Below are 26,091 nucleotides of genomic sequence, written 5' to 3' on the forward strand. Positions count from 1 at the left end.
TAGCGTCCCCGACCGAGCCCGCCCCGCCTTCCCCAGGGCCGTTCCCCCAGGCCCGTCCGGGGTGGCGGGGCGTCGGCTTCCCCCGTACCAGCGTTGGAGGAGCCACCCACATGCACCTGCCCCGCTCACCGCTCCGGGCACCTCTCCGCGCGCCGATCCGGCGCGGAACCACCGCCTGGGCCACGGCCGCCGCCACCCTCACGGCCCTCCTCGTGGCCCCCGCCGTGGCCGCGGCGCCGTCCACGGCCCCGGCGGCCTCCCCCCAGGCGCCCCGGGCCGCGGTCGACCCCGGTGTCACCGCCGCCGTCCAGGCCGGCGGCGAGGCGACCTTCTTCGTCGTCCTCGCCGACCGCGCCGACCTCTCCCCGGCACGCGCCCAGCGCGGCCACGAGAAGAAGGCCCGGACCACCTTCGACGCCCTGCGCACCGAGGCCACCCGCAGCCAGGCCTCCCTGACCGCCTTCCTCGACCGGGCCAAGGTCGGCTACGAGGCGTACTGGATCGCCAACGCCGTGAAGGTCACCGGCGACAAGGCCCTCGTCGCGAAGCTGGCCGCCCGCCCCGACGTGGCCTCCCTCCGCCAGGAGCGGCACTACGCCCTCGACACGGTCGAGCAGGCCTCCGTGAGCACCGAGGAGGCCGTGACCCCGGAATGGGGCGTCCAGGACATCGGGGCCGACGAGGTCTGGTCCCGGTACGACAACCGCGGCGAGGGCATCGTCGTCGCCAACATCGACTCGGGCGTGCAGTACGACCACCCGGCCCTGAAGGGCAACTACCGGGGCAACCTCGGCGACGGCACCTTCAGCCACGACTACAACTGGTACGACCCGACCGGGCAGTGCACCGCCGGCGCACCCTGCGACAACAACGGCCACGGCACCCACACCATGGGCACGATCGCCGGCGCGGGCGGCATCGGCGTCGCCCCCGGCACCACGTGGATCGCCGCCAAGGGCTGCGAGGCGCGCAGCTGCTCGGACTCGTCCCTGCTGAAGTCGGGCCAGTGGATCCTGGCGCCGACCGACCACAACGGCGAGAACCCGCGCCCGGACCTCGCCCCCGACATCGTCAACAACTCCTGGGGCGGCGGCAACACGACCTTCTACCAGGACATCATCGAGTCCTGGAACGCCGCCGGGATCTTCGAGGCCTTCGCCGCCGGAAACGCCGGCAACGGCACCAGCTGCTCCACCACCGAGGCCCCCGGTGCCCAGGCCCCGGCCTACGGCGTCGGCGCCTACGACGTCGACGGGAAGATCGCCGACTTCTCCGGCTTCGGCCCGTCCCTCGTCGACGGCTCGATGAAGCCGAACATCTCGGCCCCCGGCGTCAACGTCCGCTCCGCCTGGCCGGGCAACGCCTTCCGCGCCATCTCCGGTACGTCGATGGCGACCCCGCACGTCGCCGGCGCCGTCGCCCTGCTCTGGTCCTCGGCCCCGTCCCTCATCGGGGACATCGACGGCACCCGCGCGGCCCTGAACGGCTCCGCCCGTGACGTCGACGACACCCACTGCGGCGGGACCGCCGCCGCCAACAACGTGTGGGGCGAGGGCAAGCTCGACATCCTCGCCGCCGTCGACCGCGCCCCGCACACCGCGGCCACCGTCACCGGCACGGTCACCGACCGCGCGACCGGCTCCCCGCTCGCCGGGATCACCGTCACCGCCACCGCGGGCGAGGCCCGCCGCTCGGTGACCACGGACGCCTCCGGCGCCTACCGGCTGACGCTGGCCGCCGGCACGTACTCCCTCACGGTCGGCGGCTACGGCTACCGGGACCTCGTCGAGGACGCGCTCACCGTCACCACCGGCCAGGCCCTGGCACACGACCTCGGCCTGGACGCCGTGCCCGCGCACGCCGTCACCGGCACCGTCCTGGACGTCACCGGCAAGCCCCTGAAGGGCGCCACCGTCCGCTTCACGGACGCCCCGCTCGCCCCGGTCGTCACCGACGCCGCCGGCGCCTTCCGCTTCCCGGCGGTCGCCGAGGGCGCGTTCACCCTCACCGCCACCCCGGCGGAGCCCGTCCTCTGCAACGGCGTCTACAGCACCCCGCTCGCCGTGGACGCGGCGGAGACCGTGACGGCCGCGCTGCCCGCCCGTACCGACGCCGCGGGCAACAGCTGCCTGCCCGCCGCGTACGCGTGGACCTCCGCGTCGACGAAGCTGGCGCTCTCCGGCGACGAGAACGCGAAGACGATCGCCCTGCCGTTCCCCGTCTCGTTCTACGGCGTCACCTACAGCCAGGCGAGCGTCACCACCAACGGCCTGGTGAACTTCCTCGCGCCCCGGCTCGGCGACTACGCCAACACCGCGCTGCCGTCCCCCGGCCAGCCCAACGGCATCCTCGCCGCGTACTGGGACGACCTGACCCTGGACTCCAAGTCGGCCGTGAAGACCTCCACGAGCGGCATCACCGGCCAGCGGAAGTTCGCGATCGTCTGGGAGAACGCGGCCTTCGCCGCCGACACCGCGAAGCGCGTCACCTTCGAGGCCGTCTTCGAGGAGGCGACCGGCGCGATCGTCCTCCAGTACCAGTCGATCGGCGCGAACGCCCTGGAGGCCGGCGGCAGCGCGACCGTCGGCATCGAGAACCAGGCGGGCACGGACGCCCTCCAGTACTCCTTCGGCCAGTCGGTCCTCATGGACCGTTCGGCCATCCGTATCTTCCCGAAGGCGGCGTGATGACCAACCGTTCCCGGCGGGCCGTGCGCCTCGCCTCCGCCCTCGTCGCGGCCGGACTCGCGCTCACCGCGCTGCCCGCGACCACCGCGTACGCCGACGACGAGCCCCTCGGCCGGGTCCTCACGGACGCCCAGGCCGACGCCCTGGAGCGGCGCGCCGAACCGCCGGCACCGCTCGGCATCACCCCGCAGGACGCGCCGCGGAGCACGCTCCAAGGCACCGCTGACACCGCCGACACCACGGCCGGCGGTCTGGCCGTCACCAAGACCTCCGCCCTGGAGACCTACCGGGGCCAGGCGGACACCGACCAGCTCGGCGGCGGGCGCGGCGACTTCCTCGCCGTGCACAGCCTCGGCACCGTCACCCGGCTCACCGAGGACGGCCGCACGGTCTGGAAGCGGGACAACGCCTCGCTCTACGCCGACTGGCAGGTCACGAACATCCGTCCGTGGCAGACCGAGCCCTACCCGGCCCGGATCACCACCGGCTACCACGCCAACAGCCCGTACGCCGACAGCTCCGACCGGGGCTGGACACAGGGCGACCTGACCGGCGACGGGATCGCGGACGTCGTCTTCACGGCCGACGTCGGCACCAGCCCGTACCGTCCGTTCACCTCGCCCGGCTCCACGCTGACCACCGGCACCTTCGTCACGGTCCTCGACGGCGCCACGGGCCGGACGCTGTGGTCGAAGCTCTTCGCCGACGCCCAGCAGGTCACGCTCGTCGGCGACACCCTGCTCGTCGGCGACCAGCCGTCGACGAGCCTCAACTCCCCCAAGGACGCCACCGCCGCCCTCCGCGCCTTCCGCTTCTCGTACGACGGCACGAAGCTCACGCCGTCGACGACCTGGACGTACGAGACGGGGCAGCGGCACGGCCGGTGGGGCTCGACCGTCCCGCTCGCCGACGGCCGCGTCGCCGTCTCCTGGTACGTGAAGAAGACCGCCACGGCCCCCGCCGCGGGCCGCACCCTGGTCCTCGACACGGCCGACGGCTCGGTGGCCTGGCAGACGGACAACGACCTCTACTCCCGCCAGCTCGCCTACGACCCGGCGCGGAAGCGGCTGGTCGCCCTGGAGCAGGCCGACTACCGGGACGGCGTGCGCTACGAGCTGGCCGCCTATGCCCCGGCCGACGGGACCCGCACCACCCTGGACACCCGGGTCAACGCCCTCGGCATCGGGCTGCGGATCGGCCAGCTGCGCGGGGACTCCGCCCCGGAGTACGCGATCAGCGAGGCGACGCTCGACGCGGACCTGTGGGTCAACTCCTCCACCGTGCGCGCCCTGGACGGCGGCGACGCCGCCGAGCTGTGGTCCCGCACGGTCAAGCGTGCCGAGGACAACGCCAAGGACGGCGACTCGGCGCTCGGGCTGCGGATCGTCGACGGCAAGGTGCTCGCCTCGTACGTCGCCACCGAGGGCAAGGAGACCGCCGTCAACCCGGGCGGCACCCGCTTCGGCACCCTCGTCGCGCTCAACGGCCGGGACGGGGAGGTGCGCTGGCAGCACACGGGCGCGACCGCCTCGCCGATCTACGCCCAGCCGTACCGCGAGGGCGACGAGTGGCGCGTGCGAACCGTGGACAACGAGCAGAACATCCGCTCGTACGGACTCGGCAGCGGCCGGCAGACGGCGCTCACCCCGCTCCAGGGCGACCTGAGCACCGGCCTCGCGGCCGACGTCAACGGCGACGGGCGCGAGGACGTGATCGTCGGCGGCCAGTCCCACGGGCTGTGGGCCTACGACGGTCCCTCGCTGGTCTCCGGGAAGCCCCGGGTGCTGTGGCAGGCCACGCTGCCCGGTTCCGTGCAGGGTGACATCCGGATCGCCGACACCGACGGCGACGGCCGGCGCGACGACCTCGTCGTCGCGGCCGACACGGCGGCGGCGGTCGTGGACGCCCGCACCGGCCGCGTCCGCGAGACCATCGACGGGAAGGGCCAGTTCGTCCGCTCCGTCACGGTGGCGGACCTGGACGGGGACGGCGCCGAGGAGATCCTCGTACCGACCGACGCGGTCCGCGCCTACAGCGGCGGCGGACGGTCCCTCTGGGAGTACGCGCCCGCGGCCGGCCTGGTCTTCTCCGACCTCGCCGTCGCCGAGGGCAAGGTTCTCGGCTCGTACCAGACGCGCGGGGTGAGCGACGGGACGGCCGTCGTCGGCGGGACCGCCCTGGACGCCCGTACGGGCAAGGCCCTCTGGTCGGCGGACCCGTCCTGGACCGGCGACGCGGACACGAAGGTGTACGCGGCGCAGCTCTTCCACGGCGTGTACGCCTCGCCCGGCATCCCGTACGCGGACGGCCACGCGGCCGTCTACTCCTGGATCGTGAGGGAGGGCGGCAACTGGAGCACGTACTTCGAGTTCCGTGACGTCCGCACGGGCGAGGTCGTGCGGACCTCGTCCGGCGGCGGCGCCTGGACGCTCGGCAACTGGTTCACCGGCGACGAAGGCCTTGTCCTCGCCGGGACGGCCTCGCTGCGGACCTTCGGCAAGGACGGTCTGGAGTACGGGATCTACACGCTGCCGACCTTGCACAACGCGCGGTTCGGCACGGGTCCGGGCGGGCGGCGTCTGATCTTCGGCGGCACCGAGGGCGCGGCCTACCTGTGGGATCCGTCGGTGCTCACCGCGGGCGACCAGTACCCGAACCACCTCGCCAAGCTGGGCGGCTACGCGACCCAGAACCTGGTCGTCGCGGACCTCGACGGCGACGGTGTGGACGAGGTCGTCGGGCTCGGCAAGGACGAGACGGGCCACGACCGGACGATCGAACTGTCCGGCGGGCGCTACCTGCTCCAGGACGACGCGATCCACGGCATGGTGACGGGTCGGCTGACCGCTCAGTAGTCCGCCACGGATCACGGACCCCGCCCGCGCCACCGGGCGGGGTCTCCGGATATCTCCGGACATCCCCGGACCGCACCATTCCGGTGCACAGGGCACCCATTACAGTGGGCGCCCTCATGAGCGCAGAGATACCAGCGGGCACACCAGCGGGCGCACCTCCCCTGCTGCGCGTGCGCCTCTTCGACGGGTTCCGGGTCGACCGGGACGGCGGGCCGCCGCTCTCCGAGCGGTGGCCGCGACCGAGCGCCCGCACGCTGGTGAAGCTGCTCGCGGTCTCCCCCGGGCACAGCCTCCACCGCGAGCAGGCCATGGAGATCTGCTGGCCGGACGCGGATCCGCAGGCCGCGCTGGGCAGTCTGCGGGTGGCGCTGCACGCGGCCCGCCGGGCCATCGAGCCCGAGCTGACACCCCGCTCCGCCTCCTCCTATCTGATCGGTGAGGGCTCGCTGCTGCGGCTCGATCCGCGGACGGTACGGATCGACGCCGACGAGGCCGAGACCCTGGCGGAGGCGGCGCTCGCCGGTGGCGGGCGCGCCGAACTCGCCGCAGCGCTGGAGGCGTTCACGGGCGAGCTGCTGCCCGAGGACCGCTACGCGCCCTGGGCCCAGCACCGCCGCGAGCGGCTGTCGGCGCTGCGGGAGCGCACCCTGCTCGCCCTCGCCGCCGCGCACCTGGCCGCGGGCTCCCCCGAGGAGGCGGTGCCCACGGCCGAGCAGGTCCTCGCGGCGGCCCCCGCCGAGGAGGAGGCGCACCGGATCCTCATCGAGGCGTACGTACGGCAGGGTCTGCGGCGCCGCGCGGTGGCCCAGTACCACCTGTGCCGGGAGGCGCTGGACGGGGAGTTCGGCGTGCGCCCGGGACCGGAGACCGAGCGGCTGCACCGGGCGGCCCTCGCCGCACGCGTGCCGGCCCCCCGCTCCGTGGGGCCCACGCTCCCGGCCGTGGTGCGGCAGCCTCCCACCGCCCCGCTGCGCGGCCGGGACGACCTCCTCGCCCGACTGCTCGCCGCCGGCTGCCCGCCCGTGCTCCTGCTCACCGGGGAGGCCGGACTCGGCAAGACCAGGCTGGCCGGGGAGGCGGCGCGGCGCGCGGCCGCCGAGGGGACGGCCGTGCTGTGGGGCGCGGCTCACGACGCGGAGGGCCACACCCCGTACGGCCCGTTCACCGAGGCCCTGGACGGCTGGCTGGCGGACCGGCCGGCCGCGGAGCGGGCCAGGGCGGGTGCGGAGTATCCCGAACTGGCGGCGCTCCTGCCGTCCTTGGGCCGGGTGCGTCCGGAGAGCGGGCGCAGTCCCGAGGAGGAGCGGGACCGGCTCTTCCGGGCGACGGCGGGGCTGCTCGGAGAGCTGGCGGCCGAGCGGCCCGTGATGGTGGTGCTGGACGACCTCCACGCGGGGGACGCGGGCTCGTTCCAGCTCCTCAGCCATCTTGCGCGACGGGCCCGTGAGGTGGGAAGTGCCTGGCGATTTGTCGCCACTGTGCGCCCGGAGGAACTTCCCGCGACCGACGCTCGTCGCCAGGTGCTCGACCTGCTGCTGCGCCAGTCCCTCGCCACCGCGGTCGAGCTGCCCCGGCTGTCCCGCGAGGCGTGTCTGGCGCTGACCGCGGACGCACTCGGCGCCGACGGAGCCGTACCGGAGCGGGTGTGGGAGCTGTCGCTCGGCAATCCGCTGTTCGCGCTCGAACTGGCCCGAGCCGTGCGCGAAGGGGACGGGCGTCCCAGCGCCCCGGAGGGCGTACGGCAGTTGGTGGCCGAGCGGCTGGGCCGGCTGGGTCCCGCGGCCCGCCGGGTGGTCGACGCGGTCGCTGTCGCCGGCCAGGACGCGGCCCTCACCGAGGTCCTCGACGTGGCCCGGCACGGCGGCCACCCGCGGCTCTCGGCGGCCGAGGCCACGGAGGCCGTGGAGGCGGCGGTCGCGGCCTCGGTGGTCGAGGAGCGGCGGGTCGTCTCCGAGGGCCGGCCGGTGGCCGGGCTCGCCTTCCGCCACCCGCTGGTCCGGCTGACCTGCTACGAAGGGCTCTCGGCCGCCCGCCGCCGGCTCCTGCACTCGGCGTACGCGGAAGCGGTGCTGCGCCGGCGCCCCGACGCCGTGGACACGCTCGCCGCCCATCTGACCCGGGCGGACGACCCGCGTGCCACCGGCTATCTGCGGCAGGCCGCGGAGCGGGCCGCGGCCCTCTACGCGAACGACACCGCCGATCGCTACTACGCCGAACTCACCGGCCGTCTCGACGCGCTGGCCGCCGAGTCCGCGCGGGCCCGGATCGACCGCAGCGCCGTTCTGCGCCGCCTCGGCCGGTTCGAGGAGGCGGCGCGGCTGCTCGGGGAGGCCCTGGAGGAGCTGGGTAGGCGCGGGGACGCGGACGGCCGGGTCCTGGCGGCGGCGCGGCTCGCCGAGCTGATGCCGAAGACCAGCGGCACGGACGACGGGTTCCGGCTGCTCGACGCCTGCCCGCCCGGGCCCGGGACGCCGCCGGCCGTGGCGAGCGCCCACCATCTGGCCCGTGCCGTGCTGTGTTTCGTCTCCGGCCGGTACGAGGAGGGGGTGGTCGCGGCGCGGGCCGCGGAGGACGCGGCGCAGGCGGTGACGGGGCCCGAGCGGCGCGGCCTGCTGGCCAGGGCGCTGGCCGCGCGGGCGACCTCGCTGGGTCTCGCCGGCCGGTTCGGGCAGGCGGGTCCGGTCGCGGACCGGGCGCTTCCGCACGCGGAGGCGTACGGCGATCCGCAGTTGCTGGGCTCGGTCCTCTCGGTGCTGCGCGAGACGTCCCGGCGGGCGGGGCGGCTACGGGAGGCGATCGCGACGGGCCGCCGGGCGCTCGCGCTCGCGGAGCGCTCGGGCGATCCGACGGCGACGGTCTTCGAGCGGGCGAACCTCGCGGAGCTCCATCTCCTCGTGGAAGAGGCGGCGGAGGCGCGGGAGCTCGCCGAGGCGGCGGTGCGGGACACGGAGTCGCACTCCGGGTGGTGCGCACCGTACGCACTGGTGGCGCTCGCCCGTGTACGGATGCGGGAGGCCGGCTCCGATGCGGGCGAGCTCCTCGAACCGGCCGAGCGGACGGCGTCGTCCCAGGGTGACCACCAGGCCGAGTACGAGGTGCGGTCGGCGCGGGCCGAGCTGGCCGTGCGGGAGGGCCGTCCGGAGGAGGCGCTGCGGCTGCTCGCCGGGTACCGGGAGGCGGGCACGGCTCACTTGAAGGCCTGGGCGCTGCTGGCGTGCGGGCGGGCGCCGGAGGCCGTCGCGGTGGCGGCCGCCGAGGCCGAGCGGGCGGAGCGGGCCGGGGAACGGCTCGCGGAGACCGAGGCCCGTACGGTCCACGCCGCCGCGCTCGCGGCGCTCGGCCGGGAGCGGGAGGCGGTGGAGGGATTCGACCGGGCGGCGGCCCTCGCGGAGGAGCTGCCGTATCCGGCGGGCGCCCGCCGGGTGGCGGAGGCCCGCCGGTGCGGGGTGGACGGAAACGGGATCGGGAACGGGAACGGGAACGGGGACAGGGACGGGGACAGGGACAGGGGGAGAGTCGCGGACGGGGAGTGAGCGACGGACGCGGCTGGGGCCCGTCGGTCAGATCGTCCGGTCGATGCCGGTGAGGTGGGCGAAGACGACGATGTTCGCCTCGTAGCCCGCGCGGCGGTCGAAGGCTCCGCCGCAGGTGAGCAGCCGTAGTTCGGGCCGCCCTGTGGTTCCGTACACCTCCTTGTCGGGGAAGTCGGCCTTGGCGTACGTCCGGACCCGGTCGACCGTGAAGACGGCGACTCTGCCGTCGGCGCGGGCGACCCGGACGGTGTTGCCGGGGCTGAGCGAGTCGAGGTTGAGGAAGACGGCGGGCCCGCTGCGGGTGTCGCGGTGGCCGACGACGACGGCCGTCCCGCGCTCCCCCGGGGTGGCGCCCTTCGCGTACCAGCCGACGACCCGGGGGTCGTCGACGGGCGGTGTCGCGAGGCGGCCGTCGCCGTCGAGGCCGAGTTCGATGACCGGGGCCTCGATGGTGATGGCCGGGACGGCGAGCGCCGTGGGCCGCGAACGGGCCAGCGGCGGGGGCGGCGGCGTCGGCCGGGCGGGGGGCGTGGCCTTCGGGAGCGCCCCGGTTTTCGCCTTGTGGTCGAGGGCGGCCGGGGCGCCGGCCGCCGCTCCCGCCGCTTCCGCCGCGGCCGGCGCCCCGGCGGCCGGCGGCGGGTCGGCCGGTCCCCCGTCACCGGCCCACCAGGCGCCGCCGGCCACCAGGACGCACGTCACCGTGACGGTCCTGGCGAGCCGGATCAGGCGCCGTTGCCGACGTGTGAGACGGGACCGAGGCGTGAGGCGGAACCTACGCGGCGCCATTGTCGCGGCGGCGCGAGCGGCGGATCAGGACCAGCCCGGCCGTGCCGGCGAGGCCGGCCGCGACGGCCGCCCCGATGCCGAAGGCCGAGGAGTCCTCGGCGGCGATCGGCGCGCTGCCGCCGCCGCCCGCGCCGACGGGGCCGTGCGGGGGCTTGTGGTGACCGTGGCCGCCGTTGCCGCCGGGACCGCCGCCGGGACCGCCGTTGCCGTTGCCGCCGGTGGTCGGCGGCTGGGTCGGGTTGGTGATCACGTCGCAGTTGACCCGGAAGACCTTCGACTTCGCCGCGCCGTTCTGGCCCACCCACGTCCATTCGACCTTGTACATGCCGGACGACAGGCCGGTGATGTCGTCCGTGTGTCCGTCACCGTTGCTGTCGACGGCGATGCTGCCGTTCTTCAGCGACGGGTCCTGGTTGCCTGGCTGGCCCGGCTGCTCGTAGATGTTCCACTGGATGCTCTGCAAGCCGTCGAAGTTGAAGGCCGCGAAGCGGAAGATGCATCCGACCTGGGGCTCGTTGGCCTGGCTGGAGTCGGGGGTGCCCTGGCGGTGGACCTTGACGTCACCGTTGTCGCCGGGCGCGGCGAAGGCCGCCGGGGCGCCGGCGAGGGTCACACCGCCGAGCGCCAGGGTGGCGAGCGCCGCGCGGAGCAGAGTGCGGGTGGGGGGAGTCGTCATGGGGGATGTCCTCCAGTCGTGAATGAGCACAGCGGATGCGCATTGCGATAATCCGACTATCTGTCACGACATGGACACAGAAGGTGACGACTCGACCGCACCGCCCTCCGTCTCCACCCGTCCGGCCCACTCCCCGTCACCACACGGGACGGGGAGCGGGCCGGGTCGGGGCGGGTCGGGGCGGGACGGGACGGGTCGGGGCGGGACGGGACGGGGCGGGCGGGACGGGACGGGGCGGGTCGGGGCGGGGCGGAAACGGCTCAGATGATGCCGAAGAGGATCCCCGCCGCCAGCACGACCAGCGAGGTCAGCGCGGCCCACTTCACCGTGAACCGGGTGTGGTCGCCGAACTCCACCTTCGCCATGCCGACCAGGACGTACACGGCCGGCACCAGCGGGCTCGACATGTGCAGCGCCTGGCCGACCAGCGAGGCGCGGGCGATCTCCAGGGACGACACGCCGTGCGCCGCGCCCGCCTCCGCGAGGACCGGCAGCACGCCGAAGTAGAAGCCGTCGTTCGACATGAAGTACGTGAGCGGGAGGCTCAGCACGCCCGTGACCAGGGCCATGTGCGGCCCCATGCCCTCGGGAATGGCCCCGACGAGCCAGTCGGCCATGGCCTTGACCATGCCGGTGCCGGTGAGGACGCCCGTGAAGACGGCGGCGGCGAAGACCATGCCCGCGACGTTGAGGACGTTGTCCGCGTGGGCGGCGATCCGGGCCTTCTGCTCGGTCATGTTCGGGTAGTTGACGGTGAGCGCGAGCGCGGCGCCGAGGAGGAACAGGACCGGGATCGGCAGCAGTTCGAGGATCATCGCGGTGAGCAGCGCGATCGTGAGCCCGGCGTTGAACCAGTACAGCTTGGGCCGGAGGGTCGCGCGGTGGGGGTCGAGCCCCTGGAAACCGTCGCCCGTACCGGCACCCTCACCCGTACCGGCACTCTCACCCGTCCCGGCACCCTCGGCGGAGCCGCCGACCGCCCGCTTCGGCGTGTCCGTGTCCCTGTCCGTGTCCTTACCGCCGCCGCCCGCCGCGACCAGCACGGTCTCGGCCTCCGGCACCAGGACCTCGTCGAGCGTGAGGTAGCCGATACGCCGGCGCTCGCGGCGCCCGAGGACGTACGCCAGGGCGAAGACGAAGAGCAGGCCCACGCCGAGCGCGGGGATCATCGGTACGAAGATGTCGGCGGCGTCCAGCTTCAGCGCGGTCGCGGCGCGGGCCGTCGGACCGCCCCAGGGCAGGGTGTTCATGACGCCGTTGGCGGTGGCGGCGACGCCGGTCATGACGACCAGGCTCATACCGAGCCGCTTGTAGAGCGGATACATCGCCGAGACGGTGATCATGAAGGTGGTGGAGCCGTCGCCGTCGAGGGAGACGATCGCGGCGAGCACCGCCGTACCGACCACGACGCGCAGGGGGTCGGCCTTGCAGAAGCGCAGGATGCCCCGGACGATCGGGTCGAAGAGGCCTACGTCGATCATGACGCCGAAGTAGACGATCGCGAACATCAGCATCGCGGCGGTCGGCGCCAGTTTGCCGACCCCCTCGATGACGTAGTCGCCGAGCTGGGCCCCCTGCCCGACCGCGACACAGAAGAGCGCGGGGATCAGCACGAGCGCCGCGATCGGCGACATCTTCTTCATCATGATCAGGACCAGAAAGGTCGCGATCATGGCGAAGCCGAGGACGGTCAGCATGGAGGACACCTCACGTTCACCGTTGAACTGCCGCCGAGCGGCGGTCCGGATGACGGTAGGTGCCGCCTTCAGCCGTTAACAAGACGTTGACGCGTGAGCAATACGAGCAAAAGTCCAGGTCAGAGCCGGGGTCAGGGCAGCGGCGCCACCTCGACGGGGAAGCCGTTGAGGACGGCGGTGCCGGAGAGCGGGTCGATCCGGGAGCCGTCGAGCAGCTGGTTGACGTTGACGCCGGGGCGGGCGGCCGCGACGGTCAGCCGGGTGCCCGGCCGGTCGTGGCCCCAACCGTGCGGAAGGCTCACCACACCCGGACGCACCCCGTCGGTGACCTCCACCGGCACGTCGAGCGCGCCGCCCTCCCCGGTGACCCGGGCGAGCCCGCCGTCGGCCAGCTCCAGCCGGGCCGCGTCCTCGGGGTGCACCTGGAGGGTGCAGCGGTTCGAGCCGCCGGCCAGGGCGGGGGTGTTGTGCAGCCAGCTGTTGTTCGAGCGCAGGTGCCTGCGGCCGACGAGCTGGAGGGTCCCCGCGGCGGGTACGGCGTGGAGGGCGGCGCGCAGCCGGGGCAGATCGGCGGCGAGGGGCGCGGGGAGGAGCTCGATCCGTCCGCTGCGGGTCTTGAGGAGCTGCGGGAGGCGCGGCTTGAGCGGGCCGAGGTCGATGCCGTGCGGGTGCGCCTTCAGCTCGTCGAGGGTGAGTCCGTACGGGCCGAGGCGGAGCGACAGGTCGAGCCGGCGCTCGGGTCCGGTGGTTCCGGTGAGCCGGTCCGCGAACTCCTTGGGGTCCGCGCCGTACGCCGGTGAGTGCTCCTGGGTGACCGCCTTGGCGAGGGTGGTCTCGATCGCGAGGTCGTCGACGGCGGACGGCGGCGCGCCGTGCATGCCGGTCGCGGCGAGGATCAGCCGGGCGTGGATCTCGCACTCGTCCATGCCGTCCGCGTCGAGGGGAACGGCCGCAGGGGTGTAGCGGACCTGGTCGCGGACGGCGAAGCCGTTGAAGGCGAAGTCGAAGTGGGCGCTCCGGGAGGGCGGAGGCGGGGGCAGCAGGACGTCGGCGTGGCGGGTGGTCTCGTTGAGGTACGGGTCGACGGCGATCATGAGGTCGAGGGTGCCGAGGGCCGCGTCGAGCCGGTTCCCGTCGGGGGCGGAGAGGACGGGGTTGGCGGCGATGGTGATCAGCGCCCGGATGCGGCCGTCTCCCGGCGTCGTGATCTCCTCGGCGAGCGCCACCAGCGGCAACTCCCCCTTGACCTCGGGGTGGTGCGAGACCCTGCTGTGCCGGCGACCCAGGGCGAAGCCCCTGCCGGGTCCCGCCGGGCGCGGGGCGGGGGCGGTCGCGGAGAGCGGGAAGAGCGCGCCCCCGGGCCGGTCGAGGTTTCCGGTGAGGACGTTGAGGACGTCGACGAGCCAGTTGCCGAGGGTGCCGTACTCCACGGTGGAGCTGCCCATGCGCCCGTAGACGGCGGCGGTGGGCGCGGCGGCGAGTTCGCGGGCGAGGGTACGGATGGTGGCGGCGTCCACGTCGCAGGCGGCGGCGACGGCCTCGGGGCTGAACTCCCCCACCGCGGCCCGTACCTCCTCGACCCCTTCGACATGGGCGGCGAGCGGGCCGAGGTCGGTGAGCCCCTCCTCGAAGAGGGTGTGGACGAGGGCGGCGAGGAGCAGCGCGTCGGCTCCGGGGCGGATGGCGACGTGCCGGTCGGCGAGGCGGGCGGTACGGGTCCGCCGGGGGTCGACGACGGTGAGCGTGCCGCCGCGGCGGCGCAGGGCCTTGAGCCTGCCGGGGAAGTCGGGTGCGGTGCAGAGACTGCCGTTGGAGTCCAGCGGGTTGGCGCCGAGGATCAGGAGGTGGTCGGTGCGATCCAGGTCCGGTACGGGCACGGCGAAGGGGTCTCCGAACAGCAGGCCGCTGGAGACGTGCTTGGGCATCTGGTCGAGCGTGGACGCGGTGAAGAGGTTCCGCGTGCGCAGGGCGCCGATCAGCAGGGGCGGGTAGAGGGCGCCGGCCATCGTGTGCACGTTGGGGTTGCCGAGGACGATACCCACGGAGTCCGGCCCGTACTCCTCGATCAGTGGACGGATCCGGGCGGCGATCGTGTCGAACGCCTCGGCCCAGCTCGCCTCCCGCAGGCGGCCGTCCTTCCGGACGAGCGGGCCGCGGAGCCGGTCCGGGTCGGCGTCGACCTCGGGGAAGGCGGCGCCCTTGGGGCAGACGAACCCCTGGCTGAACACGTCCTCGCCGTCCCCCCGGGCCCCGGTGACCCGTGAGCCGTCGAGCGTCAGGGTCAGTCCGCAGGTCGCTTCGCAGAGGGGGCAGATGCGCAGGGCGGTGGACATGGCGTCTCCCTGGGGCGGCGTCGGGTGGCGCCGAGCATACCGACCGGTAGGCACGTAGGGGAGGGGTCCGCGGGAACGGCGTACGGAAGCCGTCGGCGAGACGGCCTACGAGAGCGTGGGCGCCAGGTACGCGTACAGGAGTTGGCGGGTCTCGTCGACGAGCGCCGGATCGCCCGCGGGGTCCGTGCGGAAGGCGAGCCGGACGAGGGCGTCGGCGGTCTCGACACCGACGAGGACCTTCCGGCGCAGGGCCTCGTCGACGGGGCGGCCGAGGTGGGTGGCGAGCAGGGCGCAGAGGCGCTCGGCGACGAGGTGGTTGGGGTGCTCGGCCGCGCCCTCCTCCTCCACGCCCGCGCCGGTCTCGTCGCCGGCCGGGGCGGGGGCGCCCTCCGTCCCCGTCTCGCCGGGCGCGGCGCCCGGCACGCCGAAGTCGACGAGCGCGAAGCCCGGGACGGTCCGCTTCATCGCGATGAACTCGTCGAGGACCCCGTCGATGGCTCCGTACGCGTCGAGGAGCGGCGTCGCCGCGAAGCGGGTGGCGATCCGCTCGGCGTACTCGTCGAGGTTGCGGTGGGCGAGGGCGGCGACCATCGCCCGCTTGTTGCCGAAGAAGCGGTAGACGGAACCGATGGGGACTCCCGCGCGGGCGGCGACGGCGCGGGTGCTCAGCTGCTCGTAGCCGGTCTCGTCGAGCAGCGCGGCGCAGGCGTCGAGGATCCGGGCGAGCCGCTCGGCGCTGCGCTGCTGGACGGGGGTGCGGCGGAGCGCCGGTGGGGTCTTCGGGCTGGTCTGGGGCACGGGGACCATGATGCCGCTCCGATCGGGGTCAGGCGATGAGCAGGCCGATGCCTCCGAGGGTGTACGCGATCATCAGCACGAACAGCGGCAGTTGGCCCGCGACGGCCCGGGCGGGCGGGAAGAGGCGGACGGACCGGTCGTGGGCGGCGACGACACCGAGGACGTGACCGGTGACGATCGCGGCGACCTGGAGGGTCGCGAGGCCGCCGGGGCCCAGTGGTGGAGCGGGTGCGAGGGCGTTGTCAGACCCCGCTGCCATGATGACGGTACGTGGTCCTTCGGTGACGAGAAGTGAGAAGTAGTGGGCCACGAGGTAGCCGAGGGCGATGGGCAGGAGCGAGTGGGCGAAGGAGGTGAGGGGGGTGGTGAGGGTCCGGTCCATGAGTCGGAGCGCGCCCGAGCAGAGCCCGTAGCAGGCGGCGGCGAGGGCGACGGTGGCGAGGAGGCCGAGCGTGGCGGTGACGGTGGGGCCGAGGGAGGAGGTCTGGAGGGTGGTGATCCAGCGGGGGTTGTCGGAGAGGCCGTCGTAGGCGGTGGAGCCGAGGAGGACGCAGACGGTGGCGACGAGGCCGGGGACCTGCGGGGTGGAGTCGAGGCCGTGGAAGGGGGAGCGCAGGACCAGGCGGCCGTCGGTGCGGCGGCCGAGCGGTGAGAGCCGGGCGAGGAGGGAGGAGTAGACCTCGAAGGGGTCCGCGTGGGCGAACCAGCGGTCGCCGTGGCGGGCGGCGCCGAGGAGCTGGACGCCGGCGTGGACGGCGAGGGCGATGAGGAGCGTGGTGGTGGACGCGTTGTCGGGGGCGACGAGTTCGAGCCAGGTGAAGAGGAGGAGGCCGGCGGCGGCCGGGCGGATGCCGACCGCGGCGGGGAGGGGGCGCGGACTCCGTGGAGGGCGGAGGGCGTGGAGGGTGCGCAGGGGGTTGAGGAGGCGCCAGACGGGGCCGAGGAGGAGGGAGGCGGGGACGAGTCCGACCCAGAGGAGGACGTAGAGGGCGCCCGGTGCGGGGTTGCGGTCCGGGTCGTCGGGGCCGAGGAGGAGGTGGAGCAGGAAGACCAGGGCGACGGCCGCGCCGAGGAGCCGGAGGGCGGTGCGGGTGGCCGGCGCGTCGGCCACCCGCTGGACGGCGGCCGGGAGGGGCCGCCCGGCCTCCTCGCCGCGGAAGCGGGAGGAGGACCAGAGCAGGCCGAGGGCGAGGAAGGAGACGAGGAGTGCGGTGAAGGCGCCGGCGTAGGCGTAGAAGGGCGAGAGGGGGAGGTCGTGCCGGGAGCCCACGCCGTGGGCGAGCTGCAGCCCCGGCGCGGGGGCGAGAGGGAGGCCGGACAGGGAGGCCGGGACGCCGGTCACCGGACGACGAGTTGGGTCAGCAGGAGTCCGGAGTCGTGGGTCTCGACCTCGAAGAGGCCGGTGCGGTCGGCGGTGAGGGTGAGGGTGGCGGGGACGCCGGGAGAGAGGGGGAGTTCACGGTCGTAGCCGTGCACGTGGAGGGTGTCGGCGCGGTCACCGGTGACACGGAGGGTGAGGCGCTCGCCCTTCTTCAACTCGATGCGGGAGGGGGGTGGCTGGACGGTCTTTCCGGTGATGGTGAGGGTGACGGTCCGGCCGGTGTCGGACGGCCGGGGGCTCGGCGGCGCCGAGGCGGGGGAAGAAGCGGGGGCGGAAGCGGAGGCGGGGGCGGAGGCCGGGGTGCCGGACGGTCGGGGGCTCGGCGGCGCCGAGGTGGCGGCGGCGCCGTCCAGGCGGACGGTGGCCTGTACGGGGGCGCCGGCGACGGCCCAGACGGTGTGGTCGTCCGCGTGGAGGCGGACGGTCAGCGTACGGACACCGGGCGGTACGTAGCCCCAGGAGCCGTACAGGCGGGCCGTCTCCCGGCCGTCGGCCAGGAGACGGGCGTGGCCACGCCCGGGGAGGGCGGCGCCGCCGGTGCTGTCCGGCGTGAAGCGGAACCTCTCCACCGTGAGGTGGACGTTCCAGCCGCCCTCGCTGTCGGGCCTGGTCTCGACCCGGACGGTGGGCGCGGTCGCCGCGGGGACCTCCCGCAGGCGGTGGCCGGCCTCGTCGCGGGCCGTGAGCAGGGTGCCGCTGGTCCCGGTGGCCTGCTCGTGGCTGGTGCCGGGGTTGTGGTGGGTGGTGGGCCGGTCGGCGCAGCCCGCGAGGGACAGTGCGGCGGCCAGGACGAGCGTCAGGGAGAGGAGGGGTGCCGCCGCCCCGCGCGGAGGCGTCACGCCGTCCCCTCCTCACGCGGTCGCGCGTCGGCGGAAGCGGAGACGGGCTCGGGCCCGGGCTCGGCGTCGCCGCCGGACTCCTCGTCCGCCGCCCGGGACGTACGGGTGCCTGCCGCGATCACGGCCCAGAGCACCCAGACGACGCCGAGCAGCAGGCGGAACCAGGCAGGGCTCAGCGGGATGCCCGGGACCATCAGGACGGCCTTGTCGAAGGCGTCGAGCAGGGTGAGGGCGCCGAGGACGACCGTGGTCCAGGCGAAGACGGGACGGGTGGGCCGGAGGGCCAGGCCGATGAGGGTCCACCACACCCCGGTGAGCAGCAGCCCGAGCGCCGGGACGACGGTCGGGGTGAGCGCGAGGGTCGAGCCGGCCACGTCCAGGACCAGGCCCGCGAGACCGATGAGGGTGGCCACGCCCGCGAGACGGTTGCCACGCAGGCGGCGCCACCACAGGGCGAAGCCGGTCAGGGCGAGGACGAGGGCGCTGCCGAGGGCGAGTTGGGTCTCGACGCGCTGGAGGCCACGGGCGCCGTACCAGTCGCAGCCTGCCGGGAGGCGGCGGTCCGAGACGCTGTAGTCGGCGCAGACGAGGAGCTGGGCGAGCTTGACCGGCTCGCCGACGAGGCGGTCGGTGTTCCCGGAGACGTCGCCGCGGCGTTCCCCGCAGCCGGGCAGGGCGCCGGGACTGGCGGCGCCGGCGTCGGCCTGCCAGCAGTTGCCGCTGCCCTGGCCGTCCCACCAGACGTCGGTGCGGTTGGGGCGGGAGTTGCCGGCCTTGTCGACGCCGAGGTGGTTGGCGGCGTAGCGGTTGTGGTGGGAGGTGTCGAACTGCTTGCCCCAGGCGGACTCGCCGCGGATGAAGGCGGGGACGGCGTTCAGGTAGAAGGCGGTGCGCTGGTGTCCGTACACCCAGTTGTTCTCGTAGAGGTTCCAGTTGCCGCCGGCGGTGATGATGCCGGTGCCGGGGGGCATGGAGATCTGGGGGCAGACGACGCCCCGCTCGTAGCCGCGGTCGACGGGCGGCTTGGCGCAGGTGCCGTCGGCGACGTACGGGTAGTAGTTCTCGTTGTTGTCGTGGATCAGGTTGCGCTCGAAGCGGGCGTGGTTCTGGGGCAGTCCGGGGTGGCCGGGGAAGGCGGAGTCCATGGAGGCGCCGCCCATGTTGTGGTCGAACTCGTTGTCGTGCACGTAGACCGAGTCCCCGGCGGTGCCGGAGTAGCCGACCATGTTGTGGTGGCTGCGGCAGCCGGTGATCTCGATGGAGTAGCGGGGCACGTCGTAGCCGCGGCCGTCGTTGATGTTCGAGGCCGAGCCGGGGTAGATGCCGGAGTCGCCGTTGCCGTACGACTCGCAGTTCTTGTAGAGGCCGTGGTCCGAGGCGAACGTGAGGAAGCCGTACTCGTCGTTCCAGCGGGTGAGGACGTCGTCGATGACGAAGCCGTCGGCGGCGAGCACGTACAGCGAGTTGAAGGTCGTGCGCTGGGCGGTGAAGTTACGGAAGTAGACGCCGTCGGACCCGTCGGCCCGGACGCCGTTCAGCTTCTGGTACTTGGCGTCGATGACGACGTCCATGCGGGTGGCGCCGGTGCCCTCGATCTGGAGGTTCTTCTTGCCGAAGATCGCGACCAGGTTCTGGTTGTGCGGGCACTGCCGTTGCTGCTCGTAGCTGAGGATCTGGTAGCCGAACGAGGAGGTCGGCGCCTTGAGCGAGGCGCACGCGCCGGTGGGCGCGGGCAGCGAGGGCTCCTCCTCGTAGAGCCCGGGGAGGATCGCGATCGTCATGCCCGGCCGGTCGACGGCGTCGACGGCCTGCTGGAGGTGGCGGTATCCCTCGCGGGCGCAGCGGTCGAGGAGGGCGAGGTTGCGGGCCTTGAGGGGGGCCGGGAAGGCGGATATCCGGCGCGTGAAGTCCGCCCGGTCGGTCTTGCAGACGAGGAGGTCGGGTTCTCCGGTGCGGAGCGTCGGCACGCTGCCGGAGCCGTCGGGGAAGGTGACGGGCCGCTCCTCGTGGGCCTGGGCCCCGGGCGCGGTGAGCAGGGTCGCGGCGAGGGCCGCGAGCACGGCGGAAAGGGCGAGGACGAATCTTCGGGTCCAGGACATGCGCGTGAGAGTAGAGCATTGTTCACCTTTTCTGACCCCCTCGCGCGGTATCAATCCGGAACACCTCCCACCCCCACCCCGTTGACGGAAGGGTCGCGGAATCCTACGGTCGTCCATAGGATTCCCTTGTGGGCTCAGGACAGGAGCGGTCGATGACCACGGAGCAGGCCAGGAAGACGGCCGAGGCGCTCACCTACAGCACCGGTTTCGGCAACGAGCACAGCTCGGAGGCGGTCCCCGGGGCGCTGCCGGACGGCCGCAACTCGCCGCAGCGCGCACCCCTCGGCCTCTACGCCGAGCAGCTGAGCGGCAGCGCCTTCACCGAGCCGCGGGCGCACAACCGGCGCTCCTGGCTCTACCGGATCCGCCCCTCGGCCGCGCATCCGCCGTTCACCCGGACCGACGACGGCGCGCTGCGCGGGGCCCCGTTCACCGAGACCGTGCCCGACCCCAACCGGCTCCGCTGGAACCCGCTGCCCGAGCCGGCCCCCGGCACGGACTGGCTCGCGGGTCTGTGGACCCTCGGCGGCAACGGCGACGCGACCCAGCGCACCGGCATGGCCGTGCACCTCTACCACGCCAACGCCTCCATGGAGCGGGTCTTCGGCGACGCCGACGGCGAGCTCCTGATCGTCCCCGAGCGCGGCGGCCTCCTCCTCCGTACGGAGCTGGGCCTGCTCGCCGCGCATCCCGGCGAGGTCGCGCTGATCCCCCGCGGTGTCCGCTTCCGCGTCGAGCTCCTCGACGAGACGGCCCGCGGCTACGTCTGCGAGAACTACGGGGCGCCCTTCCAGCTCCCCGACCTCGGGCCGATCGGTGCCAACGGCCTCGCCAACGCCCGCGACTTCCGGGCGCCCGTCGCCGCGTACGAGGACGTCGAGGGCCCCGTCGAGGTGGTCAACAAGTACTGCGGCCACCTCTGGTCGGCGACCTACGGCCACTCCCCGCTGGACGTCGTCGCCTGGCACGGCAACCACACCCCGTACGTCTACGACCTCCGCCGCTTCAACGTCATCGGGACGATCTCCTACGACCACCCCGACCCGTCGATCTTCACGGTCCTCACGGCGCCGTCCGACACCCCGGGGCTCGCGGGCGTCGACTTCGTGGTCTTCGCCCCTCGCTGGCTCGTCGGCGAGGACACCTTCCGGCCGCCGTACTTCCACCGCAACGTGATGAGCGAGTACATGGGCCTCATCGAGGGCGCGTACGACGCCAAGGCCGAAGGCTTCGTGCCCGGCGGCGGCTCGCTGCACAACATGATGTCGGCGCACGGCCCCGACCGGGAGACCTTCGACAAGGCCAGCGCGGCGGAGCTGCGGCCGCAGAAGATCGACGACGGCCTTGCCTTCATGTTCGAGACCCGCTGGCCGGTGACCGCGACCCCGCAGGCCGCGAACGCCGACCATCTGCAGAAGGGGTACGACGACGTATGGCAGGGTCTGGAGCGCCACTTCCGGCCGTAGTGTCTCGGCCGTAAGCCCGTAGCCTTCGTACGGAGATCCCGTGACCGCCTTCGCTCCCGACTCGCTGGTCCTGAACCGCAAGCTGCCGCTCTGGTATCAGGTCTCGCAGTCCCTGCGCGCCTCGATACTGGGCCGCACGCCCGACGCCTCGCTGCGGCTGCCCACCGAGGAGCAGCTCGCCGCCCACTACGGCGTGAGCGTGCTGACCATGCGCCAGGCCCTCAAGGAACTGGAGGAGGAGGGGCTGATCAGCCGGCACCGGCGGCGCGGCACCTTCATCGAGCCGGGTGCCCGCCGCTCCACCCCGCGCCGGCTGCTCGGCTCGATCGACGCGATCGTGGCCCAGCAGTCGGGCGAGCGGACGACGGTCCTCGGGCACGGCGCCGGACCGGTGCCGGGCGAGCTCACGGAGTACTTCCCGGACGTGACGGAGATCGTGGCGTACCGGCGACTGCGCCGCGACGGGGAGAGCGGCGAGCCGACGAACTGGGTGGAGAACGCGGTGCGGCCGGAGCTCGCCGCCTCGATCGACCCGGCCGACCTGGAGCGCTGGCCGATGACGAAGGTGCTGCGGGACGTGGTCGGGGTGCGGATCAGCCGCATCACGGACACGGTCGAGGCCCGCCTCGCCGACCCGGAGACGGCGGGCCTGCTCCAGGTCCCGCTGCTCTCGCCGATCCTCCACTACACCGGTGTGACGTACGACGAGGACGGCCGGGTCGTGGACGTGGCCCGCATCCGCTACCGCGGCGACCGCTTCTCCTTCACCGTCACGGTGGAGGCGCACTGAGAGGGATCGTCAGCATGCGGGGCGTGACGACAGCGCCCGGTGCGGACGACGGCCCGCCCCTCCTCGACGACCTCATGCCGTGGTCCGTCGCGCCGCCGCCCTTCGGGCGGTCCTGGATCGTCGCCCCGGACGCACGGACGCTGCGCGCCCGCTGGGACCGGCTGACCGCCGCCGAGGGGGCCGAGCGCGAGGCGCTCTTCCGGCCGAGCCGGGCGCGGACCCCGTCGAGCGCGGTGGCGGCGCTGCCGGGGCAGCGCACCGGGACCGTGTGCTTCGCCCGCGAGTCGGGCCCGTGTCCGGCACCAGCGGCGCCTCAGGCAGGCGTGGGCACGAAGGAGTCCAGCACCCGCCGCAGGGTCCGTTCGAAGACCTCTTCGGGGTCGAGGGGTTCGGCCCCGGACCCGGCGAGGACGGCGGCCAGCCGGGGGTAGCCGCCACCCGCGATCTGCCGCATCAGATAGGCGGTGCGGACGGCCTGTTCCTGCTCGCCGGACCAGGGCAGGGCGCGGGCGCGTTCGGCGAGGGCGATCTCGTTGGCGACGATGGTCATCACGGTGCCGTTGACGCTCGCGATCAGCTCCATCTTGGTGCCGCCGGGCAGGTCGAGGCCGTCGAGGCAGCCGAGGCAGTGCTCAAGGAACCGCAGGGCGTTCGGCCCGTAGGCGTATCCGGTGGTCATCAGCCGGATCACCCAGGGGTGACGGCGCAGGATCCCGCGCGCCTGCCGGCCCATGTCGAACATGTCCGCGCGCCAGTCGCCGCCGGACGTGCCGAGCGGGTCGGAGAGCACGTACTCCCCGCTGACGGCGTCGACCATCAGCTCGTACAGGTCCTCCTTGCGCGGGACGTAGTTGTAGAGCGACATCGTGCCGCAGCCGATGTCGCCCGCGACGCGCCGCATCGAGACCGCGTCGATGCCGTCGGCGTCGGCGATGCGGACGGCCGCGGCCACGATGTCACCCCTGCTGTACGCCGGTCTCGGGCCGCGCCCCGCGCGCTCGGGCCGGGCCCAGATCACTTCCGGTTCGGCCGCTCGGCCCGCCATGGATCATCACCTCGACCCCCATCCTAGTTACGTACACCGTACGTAGTGCGGTACCGTCAGGCCATGACTACTACGTACGCTGTACTTAGTGAGGGTCTGCGGAAGCGGTACGGAGACGTCCACGCCCTGCGCGGGCTCGACCTGGCCGTCCCCGAGGGCACCGTCTGCGGCGTCCTCGGCCCGAACGGCGCCGGCAAGACCACCGCCGTCCGTGTCCTCACCACCCTGGTCGCCCCCGACGCGGGCAGCGCCCGGGTCGCCGGCCACGACGTGGTGCGCGACCCGGCCGGGGTACGCCGGAAGATCGCCGTCACCGGCCAGTACGCCTCCGTCGACGGCGACCTGACCGGCGCCGAGAACCTCCGGCTCTTCGCCAGGCTGCTCCGCGCCCCGCGCTCCCGCGCCGACGAACTCCTGGAGCGGTTCGACCTGACCGCCGCCGCCGACCGGCCCGCGCGCACGTACTCGGGCGGGATGCGGCGCCGCCTCGACCTGGCAGCGAGCCTCCTCGTCCGGCCGGACGTCCTCTTCCTCGACGAGCCGACGACCGGGCTCGACCCGCACAGCCGGAACGGCATCCGGGACGCCGTACGGGAGCTGGCGTCCGAGGGCACCACCGTGCTGCTGACCACCCAGTACCTGGAGGAGGCCGACCAGCTCGCCGACGACATCGTCCTGATCGACGAGGGACGGGTCGCGCAGCGCGGCACGCCGGCCGGGCTCAAGGCGCTCATCGGCAACTACGCCGAGGTCGTCGTCGCCGACCCCGCGCTCCTCGACGCGGCCGCCGCCGTCCTCGACCGGCTCACCGGCGGAGCCCCGGCCCTGGACGCCGAGCGGCGCACGGTCGGCGCCGTGACCGTCGACACCACGCTCACCCTCCCCCGGATCGTCCGCGAGATCGACGCCACCGGGGTCCACATCCTCGACGCCTCCCTGCGTCCACCCACCCTCGACGAGGTGTTCCTCCGCCTCACCGACCGGAAGGAGATCGCCGCGTGAGCGCGCTCGTCCACGACGGGACGGCCGTCCTCGGCCGCCATCTGCAGCGGCTCCGGCACGCGCCGGCCATCACCGTCATGACCCAGACGATGCCGATCGTCTTCCTGCTCTTCTTCGGGTACGTCTTCGGCAGCGCGCTCGCCGTGCCGGGCGCCGAGTACCGCGCCTACCTGGTCCCCGGGATACTCGTGGCGACCGCGGCCGGCGGGCTGATGACCGGGATGTTCCAGGCCGCGCAGGACTCGCACCGGGGCGTCATGGACCGCTTCCGGACCATGCCCATGAGCCGGGCCGCCGTCCCCCTCGGGCAGGCCCTCGCCGACCTGGTGGCGAGCGCGGTCGGCACGGTCCCGCTGGTCCTCGTCGGCCTCGCCATGGGCTGGCGGATCGAGGGCACGGCCCCGGAGGCCCTGGGCGCCTTCGGACTGCTGCTCCTCTTCCGCTTCGCGACGACCTGGATCGGCATCCTGCTCGGACTGGCCTCGCGGAGCGAGGAGGCGGCCGGCCAGCTGGGCAGCGCCACCTTCATGCTGCCGCTGCTCTCGAACGCGTACATCCCGACGGAGGGCATGCCGGGGTGGCTGCGGACGATCGCCGAGTGGAACCCGATCTCGGCGGTCACGACGGCCGTACGGACACTCTTCGGCAACGCGCCCGTACCGGCGGACGCGGCCTGGCCGGTGGCGCACCCGGTGGCGGGGGCGCTGCTCTGGTCGCTGGCCCTGATCGCGCTCTTCGCGCCGCTCGCGGTCCGCCGCTACGCCCGCCGCTGACCGGCACCGACCGACGCCGACCGGCGCCGACCGCGCGGTGGACACGCCGGGCGTGACGCATCCCCTGATGACAAGGGCCGCCCGGCACGGTAGTCAGGGCTGTCATGAGCACCCAGCCACTCCCCCTCGAAGGGGTCACGGTCGTCGCCGTCGAACAGGCCGTCGCCGCCCCCTTCGCCACCCGGCAGCTCGCCGACCTCGGCGCCCGGGTCGTCAAGATCGAGCGCCCCGACGGCGGGGACTTCGCCCGGGGGTACGACACGGCGGCCCGCGGCCTCGCCTCGCACTTCGTCTGGTGCAACCGCGGCAAGGAGTCGGTGGCGATCGACCTCAAGACCCCCCGGGGCCTGGAGCTCGTCCGGCGCATGGTGGCCGGCGCCGACGTCTTCGTCCAGAACCTGGCGCAGGGCGCCGCCGCCCGGCTCGGCCTCGACGCCGCCACCCTGTGCGCCGCGCACCCCCGGCTGATCGCGGTGGACGTCTCCGGATACGGGGCGGAGGGGCCGTACGCGCACAAGCGGGCCTACGACATGCTCGTCCAGTGCGAGGCGGGCCTCGTCTCGGTGACCGGCACCCCGGACCATCCGGTGAAGTCGGGGATCCCCGCGGCCGACATCGCGGCCGGCATGTACGCCTTCTCGGGCGTCCTCGCCGCCCTCGTACGGCGCGGCACGACCGGGCGCGGCGGCCCGGTGGAGGTCTCCCTGCTCGACTCGCTGGCCGAGTGGATGGGGCACCCGCTGCACCACGGGTCGCACGGAGGCACGGCCCCGGCGCGAACGGGGCTCGCGCACGCGGTGATCGCCCCGTACGACGCCTATCCGACGGCCGACGGGGGCCTGGTGCTGCTCTCCGTGCAGAACGACCGCGAGTGGCGGCGGCTCGCCGAACAGGTCCTCGGCCGCCCCGAGCTGGCCGAGGATCCGGCCTTCGCGACGAACGCGGCCCGGGTCGCCGGGCGCGGGGCGACGGACACGGCGGTCGCGGCGGCGCTGGCCCCGCTGACCGCCCCGGAGGCGCTGGCCCGCCTCGACGCGGCGGGCGTCGCCTGCGCCCGGCTCAACTCGGTCGCGGAGCTCGCGGACCATCCCCAGCTGACGGCCCGTGACCGGTGGAGGCCGGTGGACTCCCCGGTCGGACCCCTGCGTTCACTACTGCCGCCGATCGTGTTCCCGGACGGGCCGGAGCCCCGGATGGACCGGATCCCGGCGCTCGGTCAGGACACGGACGAGATCCTCGGGGAGCTCGGGGTGTCCGAGGCGGAGGTGAAGGAGCTCAGGAGCGCGGGCGTGATCGCCTGACGGGCGCCCGGCGGAGGAGTCGGCCGGGGC

Annotated in this window: 17 protein-coding genes and 1 pseudogene; 9 read left to right on the plus strand and 9 right to left on the minus strand. The window is 74.0% G+C overall.

Features of this window, described 5'->3' with window-relative positions; translation table 11 throughout:
• The first annotated feature begins 110 nt into the window (after positions 1-110).
• From OG580_RS06920 to OG580_RS06930, 3 genes are all read left to right on the plus strand, one after another.
• Positions 111-2,687, plus strand: coding sequence for a S8 family serine peptidase (locus tag OG580_RS06920; protein WP_267042748.1), 2,577 nt, complete (start codon positions 111-113; stop codon positions 2,685-2,687).
• On the plus strand, positions 2,687-5,542 hold the full coding sequence (locus tag OG580_RS06925) for an FG-GAP-like repeat-containing protein (RefSeq protein ID WP_267042749.1): 2,856 nt from the start codon (positions 2,687-2,689) through the stop codon (positions 5,540-5,542). Before OG580_RS06920 ends, OG580_RS06925 begins: the two co-directional genes overlap by 1 nt.
• 116 nt (positions 5,543-5,658) lie before the next feature.
• A complete protein-coding gene (locus OG580_RS06930) occupies positions 5,659-9,075 on the plus strand; it encodes an AAA family ATPase (RefSeq protein ID WP_267042750.1) in 3,417 nt (1,138 codons plus the stop codon).
• 27 nt (positions 9,076-9,102) lie between these two features.
• Here the strand turns inward: OG580_RS06930 and OG580_RS06935 are convergent, their stop codons facing one another.
• From OG580_RS06935 to OG580_RS06970, 8 genes are all read right to left on the minus strand, one after another.
• A complete protein-coding gene (locus OG580_RS06935; RefSeq protein ID WP_267042751.1) occupies positions 9,103-9,774 on the minus strand; it encodes a class F sortase in 672 nt (223 codons plus the stop codon).
• A 73-nt stretch (positions 9,775-9,847) separates the two neighbouring features.
• Positions 9,848-10,537 carry a hypothetical protein gene (locus tag OG580_RS06940; RefSeq protein ID WP_267042752.1) on the minus strand — a complete coding sequence of 230 codons (690 nt, stop codon included), beginning with the start codon at positions 10,535-10,537 and terminating at the stop codon, positions 9,848-9,850.
• Between the two features lie 260 nt (positions 10,538-10,797).
• On the minus strand, positions 10,798-12,234 hold the full coding sequence (locus OG580_RS06945) for a CitMHS family transporter (protein WP_267042753.1): 1,437 nt from the start codon (positions 12,232-12,234) through the stop codon (positions 10,798-10,800).
• Between the two features lie 131 nt (positions 12,235-12,365).
• A complete protein-coding gene (locus OG580_RS06950; RefSeq protein ID WP_267042754.1) occupies positions 12,366-14,567 on the minus strand; it encodes a molybdopterin oxidoreductase family protein in 2,202 nt (733 codons plus the stop codon).
• A 105-nt stretch (positions 14,568-14,672) separates the two neighbouring features.
• Positions 14,673-15,374, minus strand: a complete 702-nt coding sequence (locus OG580_RS06955) for a TetR/AcrR family transcriptional regulator (RefSeq protein WP_267042755.1) — start codon at positions 15,372-15,374, stop codon at positions 14,673-14,675.
• Positions 15,375-15,393: 19 nt separating this feature from the next.
• A complete protein-coding gene (locus tag OG580_RS06960; RefSeq protein ID WP_267042756.1) occupies positions 15,394-16,707 on the minus strand; it encodes a hypothetical protein in 1,314 nt (437 codons plus the stop codon).
• Positions 16,704-17,585, minus strand: coding sequence for a hypothetical protein (locus OG580_RS06965; protein ID WP_267042757.1), 882 nt, complete (start codon positions 17,583-17,585; stop codon positions 16,704-16,706). Before OG580_RS06965 ends, OG580_RS06960 begins: the two co-directional genes overlap by 4 nt.
• Entirely contained in the window at positions 17,582-19,684 is a 2,103-nt protein-coding gene (locus OG580_RS06970) for a right-handed parallel beta-helix repeat-containing protein (protein WP_267042758.1), read from the minus strand. Before OG580_RS06970 ends, OG580_RS06965 begins: the two co-directional genes overlap by 4 nt.
• Positions 19,685-19,836: 152 nt before the next feature.
• Here OG580_RS06970 and hmgA point away from each other — a divergent pair, with 152 nt between their 5' ends.
• The 3 genes and pseudogenes from hmgA to OG580_RS06985 all read left to right on the plus strand — a co-directional run.
• The gene (gene hmgA / locus OG580_RS06975; RefSeq protein ID WP_267042759.1) at positions 19,837-21,150 is read left to right on the plus strand and encodes a homogentisate 1,2-dioxygenase; all 1,314 of its coding nucleotides are present in this window, start codon (positions 19,837-19,839) and stop codon (positions 21,148-21,150) included.
• Positions 21,151-21,190: 40 nt separating this feature from the next.
• Positions 21,191-21,940: a GntR family transcriptional regulator gene (locus OG580_RS06980; protein ID WP_267042760.1), complete on the plus strand. Its 750-nt coding sequence runs from the start codon at positions 21,191-21,193 to the stop codon at positions 21,938-21,940.
• A gap of 14 nt (positions 21,941-21,954) precedes the next feature.
• A pseudogene (locus tag OG580_RS06985) lies at positions 21,955-22,245 on the plus strand (DNA methyltransferase); the annotation flags it as partial.
• Between the two features lie 8 nt (positions 22,246-22,253).
• Here the strand turns inward: OG580_RS06985 and OG580_RS06990 are convergent.
• Positions 22,254-22,985, minus strand: a complete 732-nt coding sequence (locus OG580_RS06990) for a TetR/AcrR family transcriptional regulator (protein WP_267042761.1) — start codon at positions 22,983-22,985, stop codon at positions 22,254-22,256.
• Between the two features lie 63 nt (positions 22,986-23,048).
• Here OG580_RS06990 and OG580_RS06995 point away from each other — a divergent pair, with 63 nt between their 5' ends.
• The 3 genes from OG580_RS06995 to OG580_RS07005 all read left to right on the plus strand — a co-directional run bounded on the left by OG580_RS06995 (position 23,049) and on the right by OG580_RS07005 (position 26,061).
• Positions 23,049-23,987, plus strand: a complete 939-nt coding sequence (locus tag OG580_RS06995) for an ATP-binding cassette domain-containing protein (protein ID WP_267042762.1) — start codon at positions 23,049-23,051, stop codon at positions 23,985-23,987.
• Positions 23,984-24,760 carry an ABC transporter permease gene (locus tag OG580_RS07000; RefSeq protein ID WP_267042763.1) on the plus strand — a complete coding sequence of 259 codons (777 nt, stop codon included), beginning with the start codon at positions 23,984-23,986 and terminating at the stop codon, positions 24,758-24,760. Before OG580_RS06995 ends, OG580_RS07000 begins: the two co-directional genes overlap by 4 nt.
• A 104-nt stretch (positions 24,761-24,864) precedes the next feature.
• Complete coding sequence (locus tag OG580_RS07005) at positions 24,865-26,061, plus strand: CaiB/BaiF CoA-transferase family protein (RefSeq protein ID WP_267042764.1); 1,197 nt, start codon at positions 24,865-24,867, stop codon at positions 26,059-26,061.
• Positions 26,062-26,091: the final 30 nt, after the last annotated feature.

The organism is Streptomyces sp. NBC_00094 (assembly GCF_026343125.1).
Classification (GTDB): Bacteria; Actinomycetota; Actinomycetes; order Streptomycetales; family Streptomycetaceae; genus Streptomyces.

Excerpts from the sequence above, each read along its gene's own strand:
- OG580_RS06930 (WP_267042750.1), top strand. The coding sequence starts at position 5,659 with ATGAGCGCAGAGATACCAGCGGGCACACCAGCGGGCGCACCTCCCCTG.
- OG580_RS06990 (WP_267042761.1), bottom strand. The coding sequence starts at position 22,985 with ATGGCGGGCCGAGCGGCCGAACCGGAAGTGATCTGGGCCCGGCCCGAG.
- OG580_RS06950 (WP_267042754.1), bottom strand. The coding sequence starts at position 14,567 with ATGTCCACCGCCCTGCGCATCTGCCCCCTCTGCGAAGCGACCTGCGGA.
- OG580_RS06945 (WP_267042753.1), bottom strand. The coding sequence starts at position 12,234 with ATGCTGACCGTCCTCGGCTTCGCCATGATCGCGACCTTTCTGGTCCTG.
- OG580_RS07005 (WP_267042764.1), top strand. The coding sequence starts at position 24,865 with ATGAGCACCCAGCCACTCCCCCTCGAAGGGGTCACGGTCGTCGCCGTC.
- OG580_RS06955 (WP_267042755.1), bottom strand. The coding sequence starts at position 15,374 with ATGGTCCCCGTGCCCCAGACCAGCCCGAAGACCCCACCGGCGCTCCGC.
- hmgA (WP_267042759.1), top strand. The coding sequence starts at position 19,837 with ATGACCACGGAGCAGGCCAGGAAGACGGCCGAGGCGCTCACCTACAGC.
- OG580_RS06970 (WP_267042758.1), bottom strand. The coding sequence starts at position 19,684 with ATGTCCTGGACCCGAAGATTCGTCCTCGCCCTTTCCGCCGTGCTCGCG.
- OG580_RS06940 (WP_267042752.1), bottom strand. The coding sequence starts at position 10,537 with ATGACGACTCCCCCCACCCGCACTCTGCTCCGCGCGGCGCTCGCCACC.
- OG580_RS06995 (WP_267042762.1), top strand. The coding sequence starts at position 23,049 with ATGACTACTACGTACGCTGTACTTAGTGAGGGTCTGCGGAAGCGGTAC.
- OG580_RS06920 (WP_267042748.1), top strand. The coding sequence starts at position 111 with ATGCACCTGCCCCGCTCACCGCTCCGGGCACCTCTCCGCGCGCCGATC.
- OG580_RS06925 (WP_267042749.1), top strand. The coding sequence starts at position 2,687 with ATGACCAACCGTTCCCGGCGGGCCGTGCGCCTCGCCTCCGCCCTCGTC.